The sequence below is a fragment of the Bacillus thermotolerans genome (genome assembly GCF_000812025.2).
Classification (GTDB): Bacteria; Bacillota; Bacilli; order Bacillales; family Domibacillaceae; genus Quasibacillus; species Quasibacillus thermotolerans.
The window spans coordinates 124557-144693 of the sequence record NZ_JWJE02000003.1 but is presented as its reverse complement, the minus strand read 5'-3'; the positions used below and the strand labels follow the sequence as shown (position 1 = coordinate 144693).

Below are 20137 nucleotides of genomic sequence, written 5' to 3'. Positions count from 1 at the left end.
GCCGAATACCCGTGAAGGAACATCCACAGTGCCGCCGGACTCAATTCCGCCGAATAAAGGAAGATCTTTACGCTTGCCCTTGCGGGGTGCCCATTTGCGAAAAAACCGGGAGAAGACCGGGTGCTTCGTCTATCCATTCATCAGGAGACGTATAATGAACTGCGCCAGCAGCGCCTGTCTCTGCGGGGAAAAATCTTGCGTTCTGTTCGGCCATCCACCGTTGAATTAAGCTTTGCACACAGTAAAGAACTCCACGGTCTGCGCTATGCACGTTACCGTGGAGTTCAAAAAGTGAAAACGCAAGTTTTGATGACTGCCATCATACAAAACTTGAAAAAGTGGGCCAAACTCCGCTCTTTACAGAAAATTGGTCTCCACCTCACTTCTCATATTATAGAAGATTCCATTTAACAATTTAAAAAAAGTGAAAACCCCGGTGAGAATTCACCAGGGTTTTCTTGACTAAGTTGTTTTTCAACAACGTGAAGAGACAGTCTCCTTTAGGAATAGGAGACTGTCTCTTTTCTATTGATTCTTCCAAAGCTCAATGTATTGAACTGGAGAATATAAACCTTCGGCATTCATAAGTACAGTATAGCGGCCAGTATCGTACATATAGTTCCAACCTTCTAAGTCGGCACTTCCATCGTCATAAAATTTATCACTTGGCTTTCCTATAACCTTTTCTACTTTTCGCAAAGATAGATCTGGGTCAAAAGGCAAGAATGTTATAGATGTCATAGTACTATATTTATAGATATAGTCTTTCTCATAGTCCCCTGAAACGGAGTAAGCACAACGACCATAGAATTGAGAGAATTCCATACCACCAAATTCCTCACGTGGATTCCCTAGCTTAGAACGGATGTCTCTGATCGTTTTTGTATGATGGAATGGAACAGAGCAAATACCGAGTTTTCCATTAGCCGCGTTAGCCAAGAAGTCTTTTTGAATAGCTAATTGCCTGAATTTCGGATCGATTGTTCTTGCTAAGAACACGGAAAATTGAACGCGTGTAAGTTTATCATTTGGCAAGTATTGCCCTTTTTCATCAATAGTGGTGATTTTATTAGCGGCCATTGTATCCACCGCTCGATACAATTCTGTGTGCTGAGCCACGTCATAAATTTCTCCCATATATGTACCTTTCAGTTTAAAGGCTCTTGTCAGTGCCAAGGCCATTTCCCCTCTTGTAATAGCACGATTTGGCTCGAATTTTCCGTTGTTAGGAAAAATACCTTCATTTGTTAAAGTGGCAATTTCTTTATAGGCATAAAAATTAGTTGGAACATCATTAAAGCCGGGATTTGTAGGATTGTTAGTATTTAATTTCAACGCCCTTGCCATCATAATAGCTACTTGAGCTCTTGTTACCTTATCATGCAATCCAAAGGAACCATTTGAATACCCATTAATAATACCTTTATCAGCTAAGTATTCAATTTGTTTGCTTGCCCAATAAGTTGAAGGAACATCTTTAAATCGAGATGAAGCCGATGGTTCCGTACCAAGTGTCGTTACAACTAAAACTAGGGTTAATAAAATAGTGAAAGATATCTTTTTCACTTCATTTCCTCCATTTCAATAATTTTCAAATAATATTAATATTGTACACGCATATCGGTATGCGCACAACTATATGCCTATTTTTAGTTATATGATTTATTATATTAGAACTATAATTTTAGTTTGTTAGGGGTGAGAAAGGTAATCTTAATTTTCGGCTTTCTTATCGAGGTCGCTGAATGATGGATGAAAGGCTGAAAAAAGCAGGTTAGTTGTTTAGGTGACTTAGGGACTTTGATAAAGATTAAACATGCTTGTTTTATAATTAAAATGCCTGTTTAACTAGCCGATGATATCTATGTGCTTATCTCTTCTAGGTGCCTATAAAAATTCTTAAGTGAAAGGAACGCCATGAATAAAGACCAACAACAAAAAGAATTCCTAAAACAACAACTCCAATGGGCAAAAGACCAAGATTGTATTTTAGCTAAAATAGAGGCGAAGCTCTATGAGATGAGAGCGATTGCCGAGTATGCGGCGAATCATGAGCTGACAGCGGATAAAGTGGAATTGTTAAATGATCAGTTACGTGAGTTAAAAAGGGGGATTCATTCCCTGGAGCAACGTCTACACTCGGTTATCCATTAAAAAAGAGGAGAGTCAGTAAAAGGGGACTGACTCTCCGAGACAAATGCTTGAAACTTAATCGAATTGGATATTGGTTATACGTGTACTTTATTATTAAATACTTGAACAGCCGCCTCTGCTACTTGAACATCGTGAGCCACCGTACTGCCGCTCACTCCCACGGCTCCTACTACTTTTTCATCACGGACAAGAGGGATGCCGCCGCCGAACACGACTAGGCGTCCATTGTTGGTTGTGTTCAACCCATACAGTTCAGCTGCCGGAACCGTTGCCTCGGCTAAGTTGGCCGAAGGCATTTTTAACGCGACAGACGTCCAAGCCTTATTTTGGGCAATGTCAATGCTCGCTAACCACGCATCATCCATCCGGTGAGTCGCAATCAGGTTTCCGCCCTCGTCTACAATGGAAATCACCATAGACACGCCAATTTTTTTCGCTTCTTCTTCCGCAACTGCAATAATTTGTTTCGCTACATCTAATGTGATTTTACTCATATGAAGGAGCCTCCTTATTTTAGATTACTTGATAGGGACATGCCTTATCTGCTCAACATGCCATGAGGATCAATGACAAATTTCTTGGAAGCTCCTTGGTCAAATTCAGCATAGGCAGCTGGTGCTTGATCTAAGGAAATCAGTGTGGCATTGACAGCTTTCGCAATTTGCGCTTTTCCGCTTAGAATGGCCATCATTAAGTCACGGTGATATCTCATCACCGGTGTTTGGCCCGTTACGAAGGTGTGTGCTTTCGCCCAGCCAAGCCCAAAACGAACCTTTAAGGTGCCGGCTTTTGCATCTTCATCGACTGCGCCTGGATCACCTGTCACATATAGACCCGGAATACCAAGCTGGCCCCCGGCACGGGTCACATCCATAATGGAGTTTAATACCGTAGCCGGTGCTTCACCAGTCCCTGCGCCATGTCCATGGGCTTCAAAACCAACACAGTCAATGGCACAATCGACCTCTGGCACACCTAAAATCTGTTCGATTTGCTCTCCAAGGTTTGGATGTTCTCTGAGATTGACCGTTTCACAGCCGAAGCTTCTCGCTTGGGCAAGCCGCTCGCTATTCAAGTCACCCACAATCACCACAGAGGCGCCTAGAAGCTGAGCAGAATGGGCAGCCGCCAAGCCGACAGGACCAGCCCCTGCCACATATACCGTCGAACCAGGCTTCACACCAGCGCTTACCGCCCCGTGGTAACCTGTTGGGAAAATATCAGACAGCATCGTTAAATCAAGAATTTTTTCTAAGGCCTGGTCTTTATCTGGAAACTTCAGCAGTTGGAAGTCCGCATAGGGAACCATAACATACTCGGATTGCCCGCCAACCCAGCCGCCCATATCTACATAACCGTAAGCGGAGCCCGGACGATCAGGGTTCACATTCTCGCAAATATGTGTATTACGTTCTTTACAGCTGCGGCAACGGCCACAAGCAATATTAAATGGAACGGATACAAGATCGCCTTTTTTTATAAATTCAACATCGCGTCCTACTTCAATGACTTCCCCCGTAATCTCATGACCGAGAACAAGCCCCTCTGGAGCCGTCGTCCGGCCGCGAACCATATGCTGGTCGCTTCCGCAAATATTAGTGGTAACGACCTTTACAATGACCCCATGATCACACTTACGGCCGACATTTAAAGGATTTACCCCTGGCCCATCTCTCAAAATTAAGTCTGGATAGCTAATGTCTTCAACAGCTACACGTCCTGCACCTTTGTATACTACCGCTCTGTTTCCTGCCACTTTTCCTTCCTCCATTCTATTTCTCTCAAATAGGAGATCTTTGTTTTCATGTTAATAGAGTTTTCAGGAGGTTTCATAGAAGTTTAGTAAAAATATTCTCTACCTTAAATTTATTCTAAATAACAATTCTTTTCTTTGGAAGAACGCACTTTTTTTTGAGATGGTTACTAAAAGGTTACTTTTAAGAACCAGGGGGAGGGAGAGGCGTTTAATGGATGAGTTACGGAGAGAAGTCAGAAAGAAAATTGGGAAGGGCGAATTTAATTGTGAAAAGGAGTTGACCCTACCCATTATTAGCGGCAAATGGAAAATTACGATCATCTACTATTTAGGAACGGAAGGGACATTACGGTTTAGTGAAATTAAACGGCTGTTTCCAAAGATCACCCATAAGGTGTTAACAACCCAGATTAGAGAGTTAGAAGAAGACGGTATCGTTCATCGGAAGGTATTCGCTGAAGTTCCTCCAAGAGTGGAATATTCGCTAACGGAACTAGGGCAGAGCTTAATACCCATTGTGTTAGCGATGTACGATTGGGGGAAGGAGAATATAAAGTCTTTCACTAAATAAGGGAAGGAAAAATGGCAGAGTAGCCGAAGGAGGCCGCTCTTTTTCTTTGGGAGAATGAGGCAGATGAGGACAGCAGGTTATTGAGTCGCTAAAGGGTCAGCCTTGGGCGGCAAGGTTAACCCTTTGTATGCTTTGTTTCTATTCCACCAGTTCTTTTTTGAAGGAGTAGCAAAAGCGGTCATATCCCATTTTTTCTTCATAAAAACGATGGGCAGCATCTCGTGTCAGCGCGGATTTTAGGGCAACGGTGACACAATCGTTCTCTCGTCCCCATTCATGGACAAACGTCAGCAGTTTCTCGCCGTACCCTTTGGAACGTCGGCCGGCGCTTGTGACGAGCTCGTGCACGAATACGTGACGGAAGTAATACATATTCATTCGAATTTGGATCCCGGTGAAGGCGACAAGCTCCCCATCGTCATACATCGCATAAATCCGGTAGCCATCGGGCTGCATCGTGCGCCAAATCTCACGAAAGCGCGCTTCATCCAGATACGGACGCAAGTCTTTCATGAGCGGAAAGATCTGCACCACTTCTTCTTCTGTGCGAAGTTCTTCGATTGTGATCAATTTCATCCTCTCCCCTTTATGTAGTTCTTTTTTATTCTAGCAAAAGAAAAGGATGATAAGTAATCCAGTTCCGTTTTTTCCTATAATCACCCCGTCACGCATGATATATTCTTAATAATCAGAAAACTATAATCTTGTAAGGGGAGGAAAAGATCATATGACGAACCAAAAACAAGAGATTAATTGGGAGCAAGTGCAGGAGTGGGATGAGAAGTACTTAATTAGGGTGTCTAATACGCAGGATGAATATCAGCCGGTGCCGATTGAATCAACGGAAGGCGACTATTTAATTATGCCGGACGGCACAAAGCTGTTAGATTTTTTCAACCAGCTTTACTGTGTGAATGTCGGTCAGAAGCATCCGAAAGTGAATGCGGCGATGAAGGAAGCGCTGGATCGGTATGGTTTTGTGTGGGATGCGTATGTGTCGGATTACAAGGCGAGAGCGGCCAAGCTGATCATGGAAGATATCCTCGGAGAAGAAGAATGGGCAGGGAAAATTCGGTTCGTCAGTACGGGAAGCGAGGCAGTGGAAACCGCTTTAAATATCGCCCGGTTGTATACAGGCCGTCCATTAATCTTCAGCCATGAGCACGGCTACCACGGCTGGACGAACGGGGCCGGTGCAGCTACTCGGTTAAGAGGGTATCGAAGCGGGTTAGTTGGAAAAGACGCAGATACGCCGCCGCTCCAAATCCCTGGCTCCTATAACAGCTCGGTTGTCATGGCTCCTTCCCCTAAGGCATTCAGAGACGAGAATGGCAACTATTTGAAGGATGAAAACGGAGAATTGTTAAGCGTGAAATATACACGCCGCATGATTGAAAACTACGGTCCTGAATCCGTCGCGGCGGTCATTACAGAAGTATCGCAAGGGGCAGGCTCAGCGATGCATCCGTTCGAATACGTGCCACAAATCCGGAAAATGACAAAAGAGCTTGGCGTGCTTTGGATTAACGATGAAGTATTGACGGGATTCGGCCGGACAGGCAAATGGTTTGGCTATCAGCATTATGGTGTTCAGCCAGATATCATTACGCTTGGTAAAGGCATTTCCAGCTCTTCGCTGCCGGCAGCGGGTGTTGTTGTCAGCAAAGAGATTGCCGAATTTATGGACAAGCACCGCTGGGAAACGGTCTCCACGTATGCGGGGCACCCGGTGGCGATGGCGGCTGTCTGTGCCAATTTAGAAGTCATGATGGAAGAGAAGCTCGTTGAGAAGGCTCGCCAAGCCGGCGAATATATGAGAAGAAAGTTTGAAGCTCTGCAGGCTAAGCATAAAAGCATCGGCAGCTTCGACGGATATGGCGTGCTGTGGATTGTAGAGCTGGTGGATCCAAAGACGAACAAGCCTTACGTACCATTGGATCGTAATTTCTCACATGGCACTGACCTTAGCCAGATTCCTACACAAGTCATTTTCAATAAAGCGATCGAAAAGGGTGTGCTGATTGGCGGTGTGATGCCGAATACGATGAGAATCGGCGCCACTCTCAATGTCAGCAAGGAAGATATTGATAAGGCGATGGATGCGCTTGATTACGCGCTGACGTATTTAGAAAGCGGCGAATGGCAGCAGCAGGACCAGGGCCAAGAAGTCGGACAGGCCTAAGAACCAGCTGATCCGTTCCCTTAACCTTTTCAAACATTAAGGACCCGCCTTTTCCTCATAATTTTTAGGAAGGGCGGGTCTAAATGAAGCAGGAGATCTCACGCCGCTGTATAAATAGTTAAAAGGAAAACTTCTATCTGGGGGTAAATGGATGTTCAAAGACGCTTCAGAAGGAAAAGGGACTGCTTTCAATTACTTTCCTCTTCAGCCCCGATTACAGTCCATGGCCACTCACTACTTGGAGTATAGGGAATTCTCAAAGAACAATAATCAAAATATTTTGTTATTTTATTAATTTAAGAATGATCCTTCCGACGTTCCAGTTCTTGTCTTTCCTGATGGATGCATGGAAATTATTTTTTGCTGCAACCCGAATCGTCCTAGCGCTAGTATATACGGAAGTGTGTTGAACAGCCGGTCGATCCACTTTGAGGCCGGATATGAGCATTTCGCTGTACGTCTTTTGCCTGAACAAGGAAGGAGGTTTATGAACTATCCGGTGAGCGAAATCACGGATAAGAAGCTTCCCCTTTTAGAACTGGTTCTAGCCGATTCCTCTATTGTGGAGAACATCTGCGAACAAACCTCCTTTACAGACAGAATTCGCGTGTTTATGGAATTTATACAGGCTGTGACAAGGGAGGAACAGGCCGTCCCTGAGTTCATTGACTACTCTGTGAAGAAGATTTACACACACAAAGGAAACATCACCATTAAAGAATTAGCAGAGGACACGGGCTATTCGGACAGGTACCTGCGAAGGAAGTTTGAAGAGTTTATCGGCATGAAGCCGAAGCTGTTTTGCCAGATTGTGAGGGTGCAAAATTCCTTGCAGACCCTGATGTACCGCCGTGACTTTCATTTAATGGATGTCCTCGATGAGCTCGGTTATTACGATCAGAGCCATTTTATCGGTGAGTTTAAACGGTTTAATATGCTGCCGCCGAGCCAGTTAAAGAAGCTACTAGTGAATGAAGCTTATGATATAGGAGGGATTGTATGACAACGTTAACGAAAACATTTAGTCAATGGTCGAAGCAGTACATAGGAGGACAATGGCAGGAAGGAAACAGCCAAAACCGAAACAGCAACAAGAATCCGTTTGATCAATCGGAACTGGTGAACATTCAGCTCGCCTCCGTGAAAGACATTGATGCGGCTTATCAATCAGCTGCCAAGGCGCAGAAGGCGTGGCAGAAGGTGAGTCCTGAAGAACGGGTGAAGATGATGGAAAAGGCAGCGGAGGTATTAGAGAGCCGCAGAGAGGAAATTGTACAGATTCTAGTCGCTGAAACCGGCAGCAGCCACGCGAAAGCGAATGCGGAAGTGGATTTTTCCATTGGAGATATTCGTGAGTTCTCACAGCTGCCGCTGAAGATGAACAGGAAAGTGGTATCTTCCATTATCCCGAATAAAGAAAATCGTGTGTATCGGCTGCCCGTCGGGGTCGTGGGCGTCATCAGCCCGTTTAACTTCCCGCTCTATTTATCCATCCGCGCGATCGCACCTGCTTTGGCCGTTGGAAACGGTGTTGTCGTGAAGCCGGACCTTCAAACGTTCATTTCCGGCGGGCTGTTTATCGCGAGCCTTTTTGAAGAAGCCGGGCTGCCAAAAGGCGTGCTGAATGTCGTCGTAGCAGATATTGCAGAGGTTAGTGATGCGTTCATTGAGCATCCGATCCCGCAGGTTATTTCCTTCACAGGCTCCACAGCAGTGGGCCGCCGGGTCGGTGAGATTTGCGGAAGGAATTTAAAGCGCGCCGCCTTAGAGCTAGGAGGCAATAATGTTATGATCGTGCTTGAAGATGCGGATGTTCAGCAGGCAGCCAGCGCGGCGGTATTCGGGAAGTTTCTGCACCAAGGCCAAATCTGTATGTCGCTGAACCGGATCATTGTGCACCGGAACGTATACGATCGATTTGTAGAGGCCTTTAAGGAAAAGGCGCAGCTCATACAGGCAGGGAATCCAGCCGATCCGAACGTGTTTGTCGGTCCGTTAATCAATGAGCGGCAAGTGAATAAGGTGCAGGGCTGGATTGAGGAATCGATTGCTCGAGGGGCGACATGCATTCAGCGCGGGGGCGTATCAGGCACATTAATGGAGCCGGTCATTCTGAAGGATGTGACCAACGATATGCCGATCGCACAAAATGAACAGTTCGCGCCAGTCGCTGCGATTATACCGGTGGATAGCGAAGAAGAGGCGATTAACATTGCGAACGACAGCGACTTCGGCTTAAGCGGGTCCGTATTCACAAAGGATGTAGACCACGGCGTAGAGGTGGCTCTCCAAATCCAGACGGGAATGATTCATGTGAATGACCAAAGTGTCAACTGTGAATCGAATATTCCGTTTGGCGGGGAGAAGTCATCAGGTCTCGGCCGTTATGGCGGTGAATGGTCTTTAGATGAATTTACGACTCAGCGCTGGGTGTCCGTTCAGCAGGAGCCACGGCCATTTCCTTTTTAAATAAGAGTTTTTGAAAGAGACGTTAGCGTGGCTAGGGTCTCTTTTTCTATGGAACGACGCCCCCCTGCCTCATACTTGGCGTTTCCAATGGAAGCCAATTGGGAATAAAAGAGATGATAAGGAAAAGTTGAAAGGGGCAGATCGCGTGGGAGAGCTTTTTCGATTAATGAAATTTGGAAGCAAGTCGGCGCTATGGGCCGCCGTGGTGAATACAATTGTGGCGCTCATTAAGACGGCGGCTTATCTTCTGACGGGGAACGTCGCGATGTTCGCGGAAATGATGCATAGCTTCGGGGATGCGGCGAACCAGTTTTTCGTGTACGTGGGCTCAGCACTGAGTAAGAAAGCGCCGACGGAACGGTTTCCGGGCGGGTTTGGCCGCTTAGTCAACCTCGTTCTGTTAGGGGCTGTGCTTGTGGTCGGTGTGCTGGCGTATGAGACGATCGTGGAAGGCATTCATCATATTAACTCAGCGACGCATACGACCGACTGGTTTTGGCTAAATATCGGTGTGCTTGGAGCGGCCGCTATTCTAGAAGCCATCGTCCTGTACCGGGCGATGCGCGAGATTACCGAGCACTTGCCGCCGGAACAGGTGAAAGGGCTGAAGATTATTCCGGAAAGTTATAAGAATGTAAAGAACGCCAAACCGGCAACGAAGCTTGTATTTTTAGAGGACAATGTCGCCGTCTTTGGGGCTTTGCTTGCTTTGCTTGCGATTGTTTTGGCGACATATACGCCATTTCACAGCGCGACCGGCTATGCTTCAGTTATTATCGGGCTGATGCTCATCGTTGTGGTGGGCCGAATCTTCTTGGATAACGCCGCCGGAGCGCTCGGTGTAGCGGATGTGGAATTGCAGGAGCGAATCGGCGCCAAAGTGCTAGAGCATCCGAAAGTGAGTGACATTCAAGACTTGGACGTCGTGAAAGAAGGAGACAGCCTTCACATTGAACTTAAGATCGAGGTTGATCCGGAGATGAAGATTAAAGAAGCGGATGACGTCAGGGATTACCTTGAAGGCAAGATCAAGGAGAAGATCCCGAATGTGATGGACGTGATCATTGAGTTTGATGAGGATGACCGCGTGGCTACGTGGAAGAGACCGAAGAAGTAGGCAGCCATACCGCCCTCTTAACAGCGGATTTCGTTGATAAGAGGGCATATCTTTTTAGAAATGCTTGAAGTCCCTCTGTTTTTGAGCGGCCGCTGGATAGCTTCTATAATAAATACGGAGATGTCGAGATTTTTCCCTAACAGGATTCTCCTTCTGCGGGTTAGTATCATGGATGGAACGATGGTACTATAGAAGTATACATATATTACTTGAGGTGAACAGGGTTGAATTATAAACGAATTAAGCCGCGCAAAATATACGAGGAAGTAGCGGAGGCAATTTTAAGCATGATTAAATCCGGACAGTTAAAGCCGGGAGATAAGCTGGATTCCGTGCAGCAGCTGGCGGAGAATTTTCAGGTGGGGCGCTCAGCTGTCCGGGAAGCGCTCAGTGCGCTGCGGGCCATGGGGCTTTTGGAAATGCACCAGGGAGAAGGGACATACGTCCGGGCATTTAACCCGAACATGCTGTCCTTGCCTGTCCATATCGCTGTCTTAATGAAAAAGGAGGATGTGAAGAACCTTCTTGAAGTGCGCCGGATTTTGGAAGTAGGGGCGGTAGAAGCGGCAGCCGCAAGATGGACGGAGGAGCACCTGGCTGAAATCAGTGCTGCCTTGGAGCAGATGAAGGGCGCGAATGATGAGGAGCTAGGCGAAGAAGCCGACTTCCGCTTTCATATGGCAATCGCCAAGGCCTCTCAAAATGACTTGCTAATCAGCCTCATGAACAACGTATCAGAGATGATGGTCACGACGATGAGAGAGACACGCAGGCTATGGCTGTATTCGAAAAAGTCTACACTGGAGCGGCTGACGCAGGAGCATGCGAGCATTTATGAGGCCATTAAGATGAGGGATGGAGCCAAGGCGCGGCAATTGATGCTTAGCCATCTTCAAAGCGTGGAAGAAGTGCTGATGAAGTATCTCACCGAGCTCGACATGTAAATTCATGGAAGGTCTAGCCATTAGTGGTTGGGCCTAATTATAAAAATAGTTAAAAAATAATATTGTGCAGTGAAAGCGTTTTAATTATACTAGATACATAGTAAGGTCATCAGATGACCTGTTGATCTGAACGAATAGAAGGGTAGGAGACTTTTCACTACGAAAGGGGAAAGAGGAAATTGAGTACTGGGGTACTAGCTTTATTAGCAACACTGCCAATTGTTTCTGTATTTCTATTTTTAGTTATTTTAAGATGGCCGGCTAAGCGAGCGATGCCTGTCTCGCTCGTTGTGACGATTTTGATGGCGATCCTTGTATGGGATGTGCCGGGAAATCAGGTGGCAGCGGCCAGCTTTAAAGGGATCATTACAGCACTTGAAGTCGGCGTGATCGTTTTTGGCGCTCTTCTCTTATTGAATACACTGAAAGAAAGCGGCGCAATCTTGACCATTCGTGAGGGATTCACGAGCATTTCTCCCGACCGCCGTGTTCAGACGATCATTGTTTGCTGGCTGTTCGGCTCATTCTTGGAAGGAGCAGCCGGCTGGGGAGCGCCTGCTACGATTGTGGGACCGCTCTTAGTGGCCCTCGGTTTTCCTGCTATGGGAGCGGTGATGGTGGCGCTTATCCTGCAGTCTACGCCCGTTTCATACGGAGCTGTCGGAACGCCGATCTTAGTCGGTGTGAATACGGGATTAAAGGACTCTCCGTTAGTTCAAAGCTACGTAGCGGAGCAGGGCACGACAATGGAGGCTTACGTAAATGGGATTGGGGGACAAGTCGCCCTGATCCATGGTGTCATCGGTATCTTTATCCCGCTATTCATGGTGACTATGCTGACGTACTTCTTTGGCAAAAACAAGTCGATCGGAGAAGGGCTGGCCATTTGGAAGTTTGCTATATTTGCCGGACTAGCCTTCACGATTCCATATGCCTTAGTAGCTAATCTTCTTGGACCGGAGTTTCCGTCCTTGATTGGCGGCTTAGTCGGGTTAGCGATCGTCGTGCCGGCTGCGAAGAAAGGGTGGTTCATCCCTGAGAAGACATGGGATTTTGAAGATGCCTCCAAATGGGATCCGGCTTGGACAGGCTCGCTGCAGGTGGATGATGCAGAGAAACCGAAGAAAAAGATTTCGTTCATGTCCGCATGGCTTCCTTATTTGTTGGTGGCTGTATTATTGATCGTGACGCGTGTCGCCTACTTGCCGTTTGCAGGCTGGATTCAATCGTGGGTCGTAAGCTTTGAAAACGTATTCGGTACGCTCATTACAGTGGAATCCAAGCCGTTAAATATTCCTGGAGTGGTCTTCATTGCCGTTTCGCTTCTATCGATTTTGATCTTTAAAATGAACATGAAAGAGTATGGACGTGCGGTGAAGGATTCTTTCAAAACGGTTGTGAGCGCCATGGCGGCCTTAATATTCGCTGTTCCTATGGTGCAGGTGTTCATTAATTCAGGGGTGAATGCAGCTGACTATACAAGCATGCCGCTTGCGCTGGCGGAAGGGATTTCAGCTGTTTTCGGCAGCTATTGGCCGCTCGTTGCACCTACCATCGGAGCGATTGGCGCTTTTGCGGCAGGAAGCAATACGATCAGCAATATGATGTTCTCGCTTTTCCAGTTCGGTGTAGCCGATAATATTCTCGCTACGCCAGCCATCATCGTTGCCCTGCAGGCTGTCGGCGGTGCGGCTGGAAACATGATTTGCGTACACAATGTCGTCGCTGCTTCCTCTTCAGCAGGATTGATCGGCAAGGAAGGAAACTTGATCAGGAAAACGCTTATCCCTATGACCTTCTATGTGATTTTCGCAGGAGGTATTGGCTACATTGCCATTAACGGTATTGGCTTGAATGCAGGGACGGCTGTATTGGTCATCATTGCCGCCTTCATTTTAACCTTTATTGTAAAAGGAGAGGTGCATAACCGGCTGGAAGTGAAACAGCTGAGAAAGACGGTTTCATAAGAATGGCAGGCTTCTGCAAGTGGAAGCCTGCCTCTCTGAAAAAGAAGTCATCAGATGACCTGTTGACTGGATATAGAGAAGGATTTACACTGGAAATAGCTAAATGAGTGCTAAAAGGGAAAGCAGAAAGTCATTTTTGCTTTTTAGCAGGAAAGAAAAGGTGAAACGGATGAAAGTATCGCTATTTGTAACTTGTCTAATAGATATTTTTCAGACAGATGTCGGCATGGATACGGTAGAGCTTCTAGAAAGGCTTGGATGTGAAGTGGATTTTCCGGAGAAGCAGACGTGCTGCGGCCAGCCTGCTTATAACAGCGGCTACACAGGGAAGGCAAAGGAATCGATGAAGCACATGATCCGTGTATTTGAGCATTCCGATTATGTTGTCACTCCTTCCGGCTCTTGCGCTACCATGTTTACGGAATACCCGCATATTTTCAAAGGAGACCCGGAGTGGGAAACGCGTGCGCAGGCACTGGCGGATAAAACGTATGAACTGACTCAGTTTATCGTCGAGGTTCTCGGGGTGGAAGATGTAGGGGCGAAGCTGAATGGAAAAGCGACCTACCATACCTCTTGTCATATGACGCGGCTATTGGGCGTGACAGAAGCGCCTATGAAGCTGTTAAGCCATGTGGAAGGCTTAGAGATGCAACCTCTTCCGCACAATTATAACTGCTGCGGCTTCGGGGGGACGTTCTCGGTGAAGATGACACCGATTTCCGAGCAAATGGTCGATGAGAAGGTGCAGAGCGTGGAAGAAACGGGCGCAGATATTTTAGTAGGAGCGGACTGCGGCTGCCTGATGAACATTGGCGGACGGATTGACCGGAAAGGAAAGCCCATCAAGGTCATGCATATCGCTTCGGTGTTGAACAGCAAATAAGGAAAGGGGGACTTTACGGATGGTAATGAAAATAGGGGAGAAGCCCTTTAAAGAGCGGGTAGCAGACGGTGTGAATGATACGTTTATGCGGGGAGCGGTCGCTTCTGCGCAGGGGCGTCTCCGCAGCGGACGGTTAAAGGCAGCGGAGGAATTAGGAAACTGGGAAGAATGGCGGCAGCTCGGTGAAGAAATCCGCGCGCATACGATTGAGAACTTAGACTACTATCTGGAGCAGCTAAGCGAGAATGTCACGAAGCGCGGAGGACACGTATTTTTCGCGCAAACAGCCGAAGAGGCCAACGAGTACATTACCGGGGTCGTGAAAAAGAAGAACGGCAAGAAAATTGTGAAGTCTAAATCAATGGTGACAGAAGAAATTAATATGAATCAGGCGCTTGAACAAATCGGCTGCGAAGTGGTGGAGAGCGACCTTGGCGAGTGGATTTTGCAGGTGGATGACCATGATCCTCCGTCTCATATCGTTGCGCCTGCTTTGCATAAAAATAAAGAGCAGATTCGGAACGTGTTCAAGGAGAAGCTCGGCTATGACAAGAGCGAGAAGCCGGAGGAGCTGGCGCTGTTCGCAAGGGAAAAGCTGCGGGAAGAGTTTCTCCAGGCGGATATCGGCATTACAGGCTGTAACTTTGCCATTGCGGAATCCGGCACCGTTTCTCTCGTGACAAACGAAGGAAATGCCCGGATGGTGACGACGATCCCCGACACGCAAATTACGGTGATGGGCATGGAACGAATCGTGCCGACGTGGGAGGAAATGGAGGTGCTTGTCAGCCTGCTTACCCGCGCAGCGGTCGGGCAAAAGCTGACGAGCTACATTACGGCGTTAACGGGTCCGAGACAGGAAGGAGAGGCCGATGGACCCGAAGAGTTTCACCTTGTCATCGTCGATAACGGACGATCCCAAATTTTAGGGACGGCCTTTCAATCGATTCTTCACTGCATACGGTGTGCCGCCTGCATCAATGTGTGCCCGGTATATCGTCATGTGGGGGGACATTCATACGGATCGATTTATCCAGGGCCGGTCGGTGCCGTCTTGTCACCGCTTCTTGGCGGATATGAAGATTATAAGGAACTGCCGTACGCTTCATCTTTATGCGCGGCCTGTACGGAAGCCTGCCCGGTAAAGATCCCTCTTCATGAGCATTTGCTTCGCCACCGCCAGGAGATCGTGGAGAAGGAGGGCAAAGCGCCTGCCTTTGAAAATCTGTCCATGAAGGCGTTCAGTCTTGGCACGGCTTCTCCGTCCATGTACAACATCGGTTCGAAGCTTGCGCCTGCCGCGCTAGGCGCCTTTACGAAAGAGGACAAAATCTCAAGCGGTCCAGGTCCGTTAAAGAACTGGACGGCGATCCGGGAGTTCCCGGCACCGAAGAAAGACAGATTTAGAGACTTGTATAAAAAGAGAAAGAAAGAGAGGGGAGAAGGATGACAGCAGGTCAAGTTCATAACCGTGACTCTTTTCTCGATAACCTTGCGAAGAATTTAGGAAGAGAGCGGCGCCGCCAGGTTGAGAAGCCGGAGTGGGAGCACCGTCCGCAATGGGAAGTGCTTAAAAGTGCCTCTCAGGACGAGCTGGCGGAGGTGCTGAAAAAGCAATGCGCGCTCATCCATACAGATGTGCATGAAACGGTCTCTGCTGAACTTCCCGCACTAATTCCCGGCTTAATTAAGCAATACGGCGGCAAGTCGGTTGTCGCGTGGGACGATCCCCGTTTTGCAGAATTCGGGTTGTCCCGGCTCTCCGAGGAACTGAGCAAGGAAGACATCGCCATGCGTGTGTGGGACCGCCATGACGGTGAAGCGAGCCTTAAATTTTCAGCGACTACCGATATCGGTATCACGTTCAGCGATGCGACTCTCGCAGAGTCAGGCACGGTTGTTTTGTATAGCGATAAAGGAAAAGGACGGGCAGTGAGTCTGCTTCCCGTTGTTTACTTCGCTATCATTCCTAAGAGTACGATTGTTCCAAGGATGACGCAGGTCGCCAGCTACATTCATTCCAAAGTAGAGGAAGGCGGGAATGTTCCTTCCTGTGTGAACTTTATTTCCGGTCCAAGCAACAGTGCGGATATTGAAATGAATTTAATTGTAGGTGTCCATGGGCCCGTCCAAGCGGTTTATATTATCGTCAATGATAAGTAAAACGGGAAGGGCGCTCCGGCAGTGAATGGTGAGTGGAACATATATGAAGCTGTTTATTTTTTAGGCTGCCGAAAAATAAACAGCTATTTTTATCAGGTGCAAGGAGTGATTTATATGGGAAATGAAACGAGAAAGATCAATAAAGTGCTGGTGGCTAACAGAGGAGAGATTGCCATTCGTATTTTCCGCGCCTGCACGGAGCTTCATATCCGCACAGTGGCGGTGTATTCGAAAGAGGATTCGGGATCGTACCACCGTTACAAGGCGGATGAAGCGTACCTCGTCGGCCAAGGAAAAAAACCGATCGATGCTTATTTGGATATTGAAGATATTATTCGGATTGCTAAGCAAGCCGAAGTAGATGCCATTCATCCAGGCTATGGTTTTTTGTCTGAAAACATTGAATTTGCAAAAAGGTGTGAAGAGGAAGGCATCATTTTCATTGGTCCGGAGTCCCGTCATCTAGATATGTTCGGTGATAAGGTGAAGGCGAGAACACAGGCGCAGAAGGCCGGTATCCCCGTGATTCCCGGGTCGGACGGTCCTGTATCCAGCCTAGAAGAAGTGGCTGCCTTCGGCAAGGAGCATGGCTTCCCGATCATCATTAAAGCTTCCCTTGGCGGAGGCGGCCGCGGCATGCGGATTGTGAACAGCCTGGAGGAAGTAAACGAAGCGTATGACCGGGCAAAGTCTGAAGCAAAAGCAGCTTTTGGCAATGATGAGGTGTACGTCGAGAAGTTCGTACAAAACCCGAAGCACATCGAAGTGCAGATTCTTGGAGACAGCGAAGGCCATATTGTTCATTTATACGAGCGCGACTGCTCGGTGCAGCGCCGTCACCAAAAGGTAGTAGAGGTGGCGCCAAGCGTATCCTTGCCCGAGGCATTAAGAACGGACATTTGTGAAGCGGCAGTTCAGTTAATGAAGAACGTAGACTACTTAAATGCCGGAACCGTTGAATTTCTTGTCTCAGGAGACCAGTTCTATTTTATTGAAGTCAACCCGCGCGTACAGGTCGAGCATACCATTACGGAGATGGTGACGGGCATTGACATTGTACAGACACAAATCCTGATTGCGGAAGGCCACTCTTTACATAGCAAGAAAGTTGGTATTCCAGACCAAGAGAAGATTTCTACTCACGGCTACGCTATTCAGTCACGCGTCACGACAGAAGATCCGTTAAATGACTTTATGCCGGATACAGGAAGAATTATGGCGTACCGTTCCGGCGGCGGGTTCGGCGTCCGTTTAGATGCCGGCAACAGCTTCCAGGGAGCGGTCATTACGTCTCATTACGATTCCTTGCTTGTGAAAGTATCGACGCACGCGATGACCTTCGAGCAGGCCGCGTCCAAAATGCTGCGCAACTTAAGGGAGTTTCGTATCCGCGGCATTAAAACAAATATTCCGTTCCTAGAAAATGTGATGCAGCACGAGAAGTTTTTAACAGGCGATTATGATACGTCTTTTATTGATCAGACGCCGGAGTTGTTTATCTTTCCAGAACGGAAGGACCGCGGAACGAAAATGCTGAACTATATCGGCAATGTCACGATCAACGGTTTTCCGGGGATCGAGAAGAAGAAGAAGCCGCTGTTTGACCGCCCGCCCGTTCCAAAAGTGGATATGTCGAAAGAGACTCAGCCGGGAACGAAGCAGATTTTGGACGAAAGAGGCGCGGATGGCCTGGCAGAGTGGGTGAAGTCGCGCAATGAAGTGCTTCTGACGGATACGACCTTCCGTGATGCCCACCAGTCCTTGCTGGCGACCCGCGTGCGGACGAATGATCTGCTGCGTATTGCAAAACCGACGGCAAAGCTTCTGCCGGAGCTGTTCTCCGTGGAAATGTGGGGCGGGGCGACGTTTGATGTCTCGTACCGTTTCTTGAAGGAAGATCCGTGGAAGCGGCTGACGGCCTTAAGAGAGGGCATGCCGAACGTGCTGTTCCAGATGCTTCTGCGTGCCTCTAACGCGGTAGGCTATAAAAATTATCCCGACAATGTCATCCATGAATTCGTAAAGCAGTCCGCTGATGCAGGCATTGATGTGTTCCGGATTTTTGACAGCTTGAACTGGGTTCAAGGTATGGAAACAGCGATTGATGCAGTTCGCCAAACCGGAAAAGTTGCGGAGGCGGCGATCTGCTACACAGGGGACATTGATGACCCGTCCCGTTCTAAGTATGGGATCCAATACTATAAAGAGATGGCGAAAGAGCTGGAAAACCAGGGCGCGCATATTCTCGGCATTAAAGATATGGCTGGATTGCTGAAGCCTCAGGCAGCGTACCGGTTAATTTCTGAATTGAAGGAAACGGTGGACCTGCCGATTCATCTTCATACCCACGACACGAGCGGCAACGGCATCTTTACGTACGCAAAGGCAATTGAAGCAGGCGTGGATGTCGTGGATGTAGCGGCCAGCTCGATGGCGGGAATGACCTCGCAGCCAAGCGCCGGCTCTCTGTGCTATGCGCTTGAAGGAACCGAGCGCGAGCCATCCGTGAACGCAGAAGCCTTTGAACAATTAGCGAAATACTGGGAAGGCGTCAGACACTATTATCAGGACTTCGAGAGTGGTATGAATGCTCCGCATCCTGAAATCTACAAGCATGAAATGCCGGGCGGCCAGTACAGCAACCTCCAGCAGCAGGCGAAAGCCGTTGGACTTGGCGAGCGCTGGGAGGAAGTCAAAGACATGTACAGCCGGGTGAACATGATGTTTGGCGACATCGTGAAGGTCACCCCTTCATCCAAGGTGGTCGGCGACATGGCATTATTTATGGTGCAGAATGATTTAACGGAAGAAGAGGTACTGGCGAGAGGAGAAAAAATCGATTTTCCTGACTCTGTTATTGAGCTGTTTGAAGGCTATTTAGGCCAGCCGTCCGGCGGATTCCCGAAAGAGCTTCAAAGGGTGATTTTGAAAGGGAAGGAACCGATTACCGTCCGTCCGGGAGAGCTGCTGGAGGATGTTGACTTCCAGGCGCTTCGTGAAGAGCTTCATCGAGAGCTTGGCCGTGAGGTAACGGATCAAGACGTGATTGCCTATGCGCTGTATCCGAAAGTGTTTCTTGATTACGCTAAAACGTTTGACCAATTCGGAGATGTCTCCGTACTCGATACGCCGACTTTCCTATACGGCATGAGGCTGGGAGAAGAGATTGGCATCGAAATCGAAACAGGGAAGACCTTAATTGTTAAGCTTGTGTCGATTGGGCAAGCTCAAGCAGACGGCACGCGTGTTGTGTACTTTGAATTGAATGGACAGCCGCGGGAAGTCGTGATTAAAGACGAAAGCGTGAAGTCTTCTGTCATTGCCAAGGTGAAAGCCGACCCTAAAAATGAAAACCACGTCGCAGCGACGATGCCGGGCACCGTGATCAAAGTGCTCGTTGAAAAGGGGGAAAAGGTTGTGCCGGGTGACCACCTTATGATTACAGAAGCGATGAAAATGGAAACGACTGTTCAGGCGCCATTCGCCGGCACGGTAAAAGAGATCCATGTCCAAAACGGAGAAGCAATCTCCGCTGGTGATTTGTTAATTGAATTAGAGAAGTAAGAGGAGAGCAGCCAGCCGTTCTGTTGAACGGCTGGCTTTCTTTTGATCTATTTAAAGAACGAAAATCACTATTTAATCGTATTTCTTGCAATATTCGAGCGAGAATATTATATAAAAAAACCTTTTGGTTCTAATGGTTAAAGGGAAATGTCGTATTTAGCGATATCTGTCGAATGTTTTTTATAGAGAACAAAATAAACTTTGAGCTATAATGAATTAGTAATATTTACTTAGTCTTAAAGTTTTAGAGGAGGGATAAAAAGAAAAGAACAACATACGAATAGAAGGGGAAGAAGCAAGCATACGTTTATAGACATCGAGCGTAACAGGCAGTCTGAATCGGTCGCTCCAATGAAGAGGTCAA

At 47.7% G+C, this 20137-nt stretch carries 17 protein-coding genes and 1 pseudogene; 14 read left to right on the top strand and 4 right to left on the bottom strand.

The genetic code is table 11. From position 1 onward, the window contains the following. Positions 1–120 precede the first annotated feature (120 nt). Positions 121–411 (top strand): transposase, encoded by a 291-nt coding sequence (locus QY97_RS02665; RefSeq protein ID WP_039230992.1) that lies wholly within the window; start codon positions 121–123, stop codon positions 409–411. Positions 412–525: 114 nt separating this feature from the next. Here the strand turns inward: QY97_RS02665 and QY97_RS19450 are convergent, their stop codons facing one another. Beyond that, the gene (locus QY97_RS19450) at positions 526–1566 is read right to left on the bottom strand and encodes an S-layer homology domain-containing protein (RefSeq protein ID WP_052728912.1); all 1041 of its coding nucleotides are present in this window, start codon (positions 1564–1566) and stop codon (positions 526–528) included. Positions 1567–1917: 351 nt separating this feature from the next. Between QY97_RS19450 and QY97_RS02655 the strand changes: the two genes are divergently transcribed. After that, positions 1918–2154 carry a hypothetical protein gene (locus QY97_RS02655; protein ID WP_039230989.1) on the top strand — a complete coding sequence of 79 codons (237 nt, stop codon included), beginning with the start codon at positions 1918–1920 and terminating at the stop codon, positions 2152–2154. 74 nt (positions 2155–2228) lie between these two features. Here QY97_RS02655 and QY97_RS02650 read toward each other — a convergent pair whose 3' ends face one another. Then, positions 2229–2648 (bottom strand): GlcG/HbpS family heme-binding protein, encoded by a 420-nt coding sequence (locus QY97_RS02650; RefSeq protein WP_039230987.1) that lies wholly within the window; start codon positions 2646–2648, stop codon positions 2229–2231. A gap of 44 nt (positions 2649–2692) precedes the next feature. Next, entirely contained in the window at positions 2693–3925 is a 1233-nt protein-coding gene (fdhA, locus tag QY97_RS02645; RefSeq protein WP_269764093.1) for a formaldehyde dehydrogenase, glutathione-independent, read from the bottom strand. A 196-nt stretch (positions 3926–4121) separates the two neighbouring features. Between fdhA and QY97_RS02640 the strand changes: the two genes are divergently transcribed. Then, positions 4122–4481: a winged helix-turn-helix transcriptional regulator gene (locus QY97_RS02640; protein WP_039230985.1), complete on the top strand. Its 360-nt coding sequence runs from the start codon at positions 4122–4124 to the stop codon at positions 4479–4481. Positions 4482–4619: 138 nt separating this feature from the next. On the opposite strand, the gene QY97_RS02635 is transcribed toward QY97_RS02640, so the two are convergent. Continuing rightward, positions 4620–5057: a GNAT family N-acetyltransferase gene (locus QY97_RS02635; protein WP_039230983.1), complete on the bottom strand. Its 438-nt coding sequence runs from the start codon at positions 5055–5057 to the stop codon at positions 4620–4622. Positions 5058–5208: 151 nt separating this feature from the next. Between QY97_RS02635 and QY97_RS02630 the strand changes: the two genes are divergently transcribed. The 11 genes and pseudogenes from QY97_RS02630 to pyc all read left to right on the top strand — a co-directional run bounded on the left by QY97_RS02630 (position 5209) and on the right by pyc (position 19773). Next, complete coding sequence (locus QY97_RS02630) at positions 5209–6663, top strand: class-III pyridoxal-phosphate-dependent aminotransferase (protein WP_046128662.1); 1455 nt, start codon at positions 5209–5211, stop codon at positions 6661–6663. A gap of 328 nt (positions 6664–6991) precedes the next feature. Beyond that, positions 6992–7177, top strand: a pseudogene (locus QY97_RS21055) (DUF6597 domain-containing transcriptional factor); the annotation flags it as partial. Further along, positions 7151–7666: a helix-turn-helix transcriptional regulator gene (locus tag QY97_RS19445; RefSeq protein WP_052728911.1), complete on the top strand. Its 516-nt coding sequence runs from the start codon at positions 7151–7153 to the stop codon at positions 7664–7666. The pseudogene QY97_RS21055 and the gene QY97_RS19445, both read left to right, overlap by 27 nt. Further along, positions 7663–9132, top strand: coding sequence for an aldehyde dehydrogenase family protein (locus QY97_RS02620; RefSeq protein ID WP_039230981.1), 1470 nt, complete (start codon positions 7663–7665; stop codon positions 9130–9132). The genes QY97_RS19445 and QY97_RS02620 overlap by 4 nt, the downstream gene beginning before the upstream one ends. Positions 9133–9277: 145 nt before the next feature. Further along, entirely contained in the window at positions 9278–10249 is a 972-nt protein-coding gene (locus tag QY97_RS02615; RefSeq protein ID WP_039230980.1) for a cation diffusion facilitator family transporter, read from the top strand. Positions 10250–10473: 224 nt separating this feature from the next. Continuing rightward, positions 10474–11193, top strand: a complete 720-nt coding sequence (locus tag QY97_RS02610) for a FadR/GntR family transcriptional regulator (RefSeq protein WP_039230978.1) — start codon at positions 10474–10476, stop codon at positions 11191–11193. 179 nt (positions 11194–11372) lie between these two features. Beyond that, positions 11373–13160 (top strand): L-lactate permease, encoded by a 1788-nt coding sequence (locus QY97_RS02605; protein ID WP_039230976.1) that lies wholly within the window; start codon positions 11373–11375, stop codon positions 13158–13160. 169 nt (positions 13161–13329) lie between these two features. After that, positions 13330–14046, top strand: a complete 717-nt coding sequence (locus QY97_RS02600) for a (Fe-S)-binding protein (RefSeq protein ID WP_039231025.1) — start codon at positions 13330–13332, stop codon at positions 14044–14046. A 19-nt stretch (positions 14047–14065) separates the two neighbouring features. Further along, positions 14066–15496, top strand: coding sequence for a LutB/LldF family L-lactate oxidation iron-sulfur protein (locus QY97_RS02595; protein ID WP_039230973.1), 1431 nt, complete (start codon positions 14066–14068; stop codon positions 15494–15496). Next, positions 15493–16209, top strand: coding sequence for a LutC/YkgG family protein (locus QY97_RS02590; protein ID WP_039230971.1), 717 nt, complete (start codon positions 15493–15495; stop codon positions 16207–16209). Before QY97_RS02595 ends, QY97_RS02590 begins: the two co-directional genes overlap by 4 nt. A 114-nt stretch (positions 16210–16323) precedes the next feature. Continuing rightward, positions 16324–19773 carry a pyruvate carboxylase gene (pyc, locus tag QY97_RS02585; RefSeq protein WP_039230969.1) on the top strand — a complete coding sequence of 1150 codons (3450 nt, stop codon included), beginning with the start codon at positions 16324–16326 and terminating at the stop codon, positions 19771–19773. The last annotated feature ends 364 nt before the right edge of the window (positions 19774–20137 follow it).

Excerpts from the sequence above, each read along its gene's own strand:
- QY97_RS02635 (WP_039230983.1), bottom strand. The coding sequence starts at position 5,057 with ATGAAATTGATCACAATCGAAGAACTTCGCACAGAAGAAGAAGTGGTG.
- pyc (WP_039230969.1), top strand. The coding sequence starts at position 16,324 with ATGGGAAATGAAACGAGAAAGATCAATAAAGTGCTGGTGGCTAACAGA.
- QY97_RS02655 (WP_039230989.1), top strand. The coding sequence starts at position 1,918 with ATGAATAAAGACCAACAACAAAAAGAATTCCTAAAACAACAACTCCAA.
- QY97_RS02630 (WP_046128662.1), top strand. The coding sequence starts at position 5,209 with ATGACGAACCAAAAACAAGAGATTAATTGGGAGCAAGTGCAGGAGTGG.
- QY97_RS02595 (WP_039230973.1), top strand. The coding sequence starts at position 14,066 with ATGGTAATGAAAATAGGGGAGAAGCCCTTTAAAGAGCGGGTAGCAGAC.
- QY97_RS02600 (WP_039231025.1), top strand. The coding sequence starts at position 13,330 with ATGAAAGTATCGCTATTTGTAACTTGTCTAATAGATATTTTTCAGACA.
- QY97_RS02590 (WP_039230971.1), top strand. The coding sequence starts at position 15,493 with ATGACAGCAGGTCAAGTTCATAACCGTGACTCTTTTCTCGATAACCTT.
- QY97_RS02650 (WP_039230987.1), bottom strand. The coding sequence starts at position 2,648 with ATGAGTAAAATCACATTAGATGTAGCGAAACAAATTATTGCAGTTGCG.
- QY97_RS02620 (WP_039230981.1), top strand. The coding sequence starts at position 7,663 with ATGACAACGTTAACGAAAACATTTAGTCAATGGTCGAAGCAGTACATA.
- QY97_RS02640 (WP_039230985.1), top strand. The coding sequence starts at position 4,122 with ATGGATGAGTTACGGAGAGAAGTCAGAAAGAAAATTGGGAAGGGCGAA.
- fdhA (WP_269764093.1), bottom strand. The coding sequence starts at position 3,925 with ATGGAGGAAGGAAAAGTGGCAGGAAACAGAGCGGTAGTATACAAAGGT.
- QY97_RS19445 (WP_052728911.1), top strand. The coding sequence starts at position 7,151 with ATGAACTATCCGGTGAGCGAAATCACGGATAAGAAGCTTCCCCTTTTA.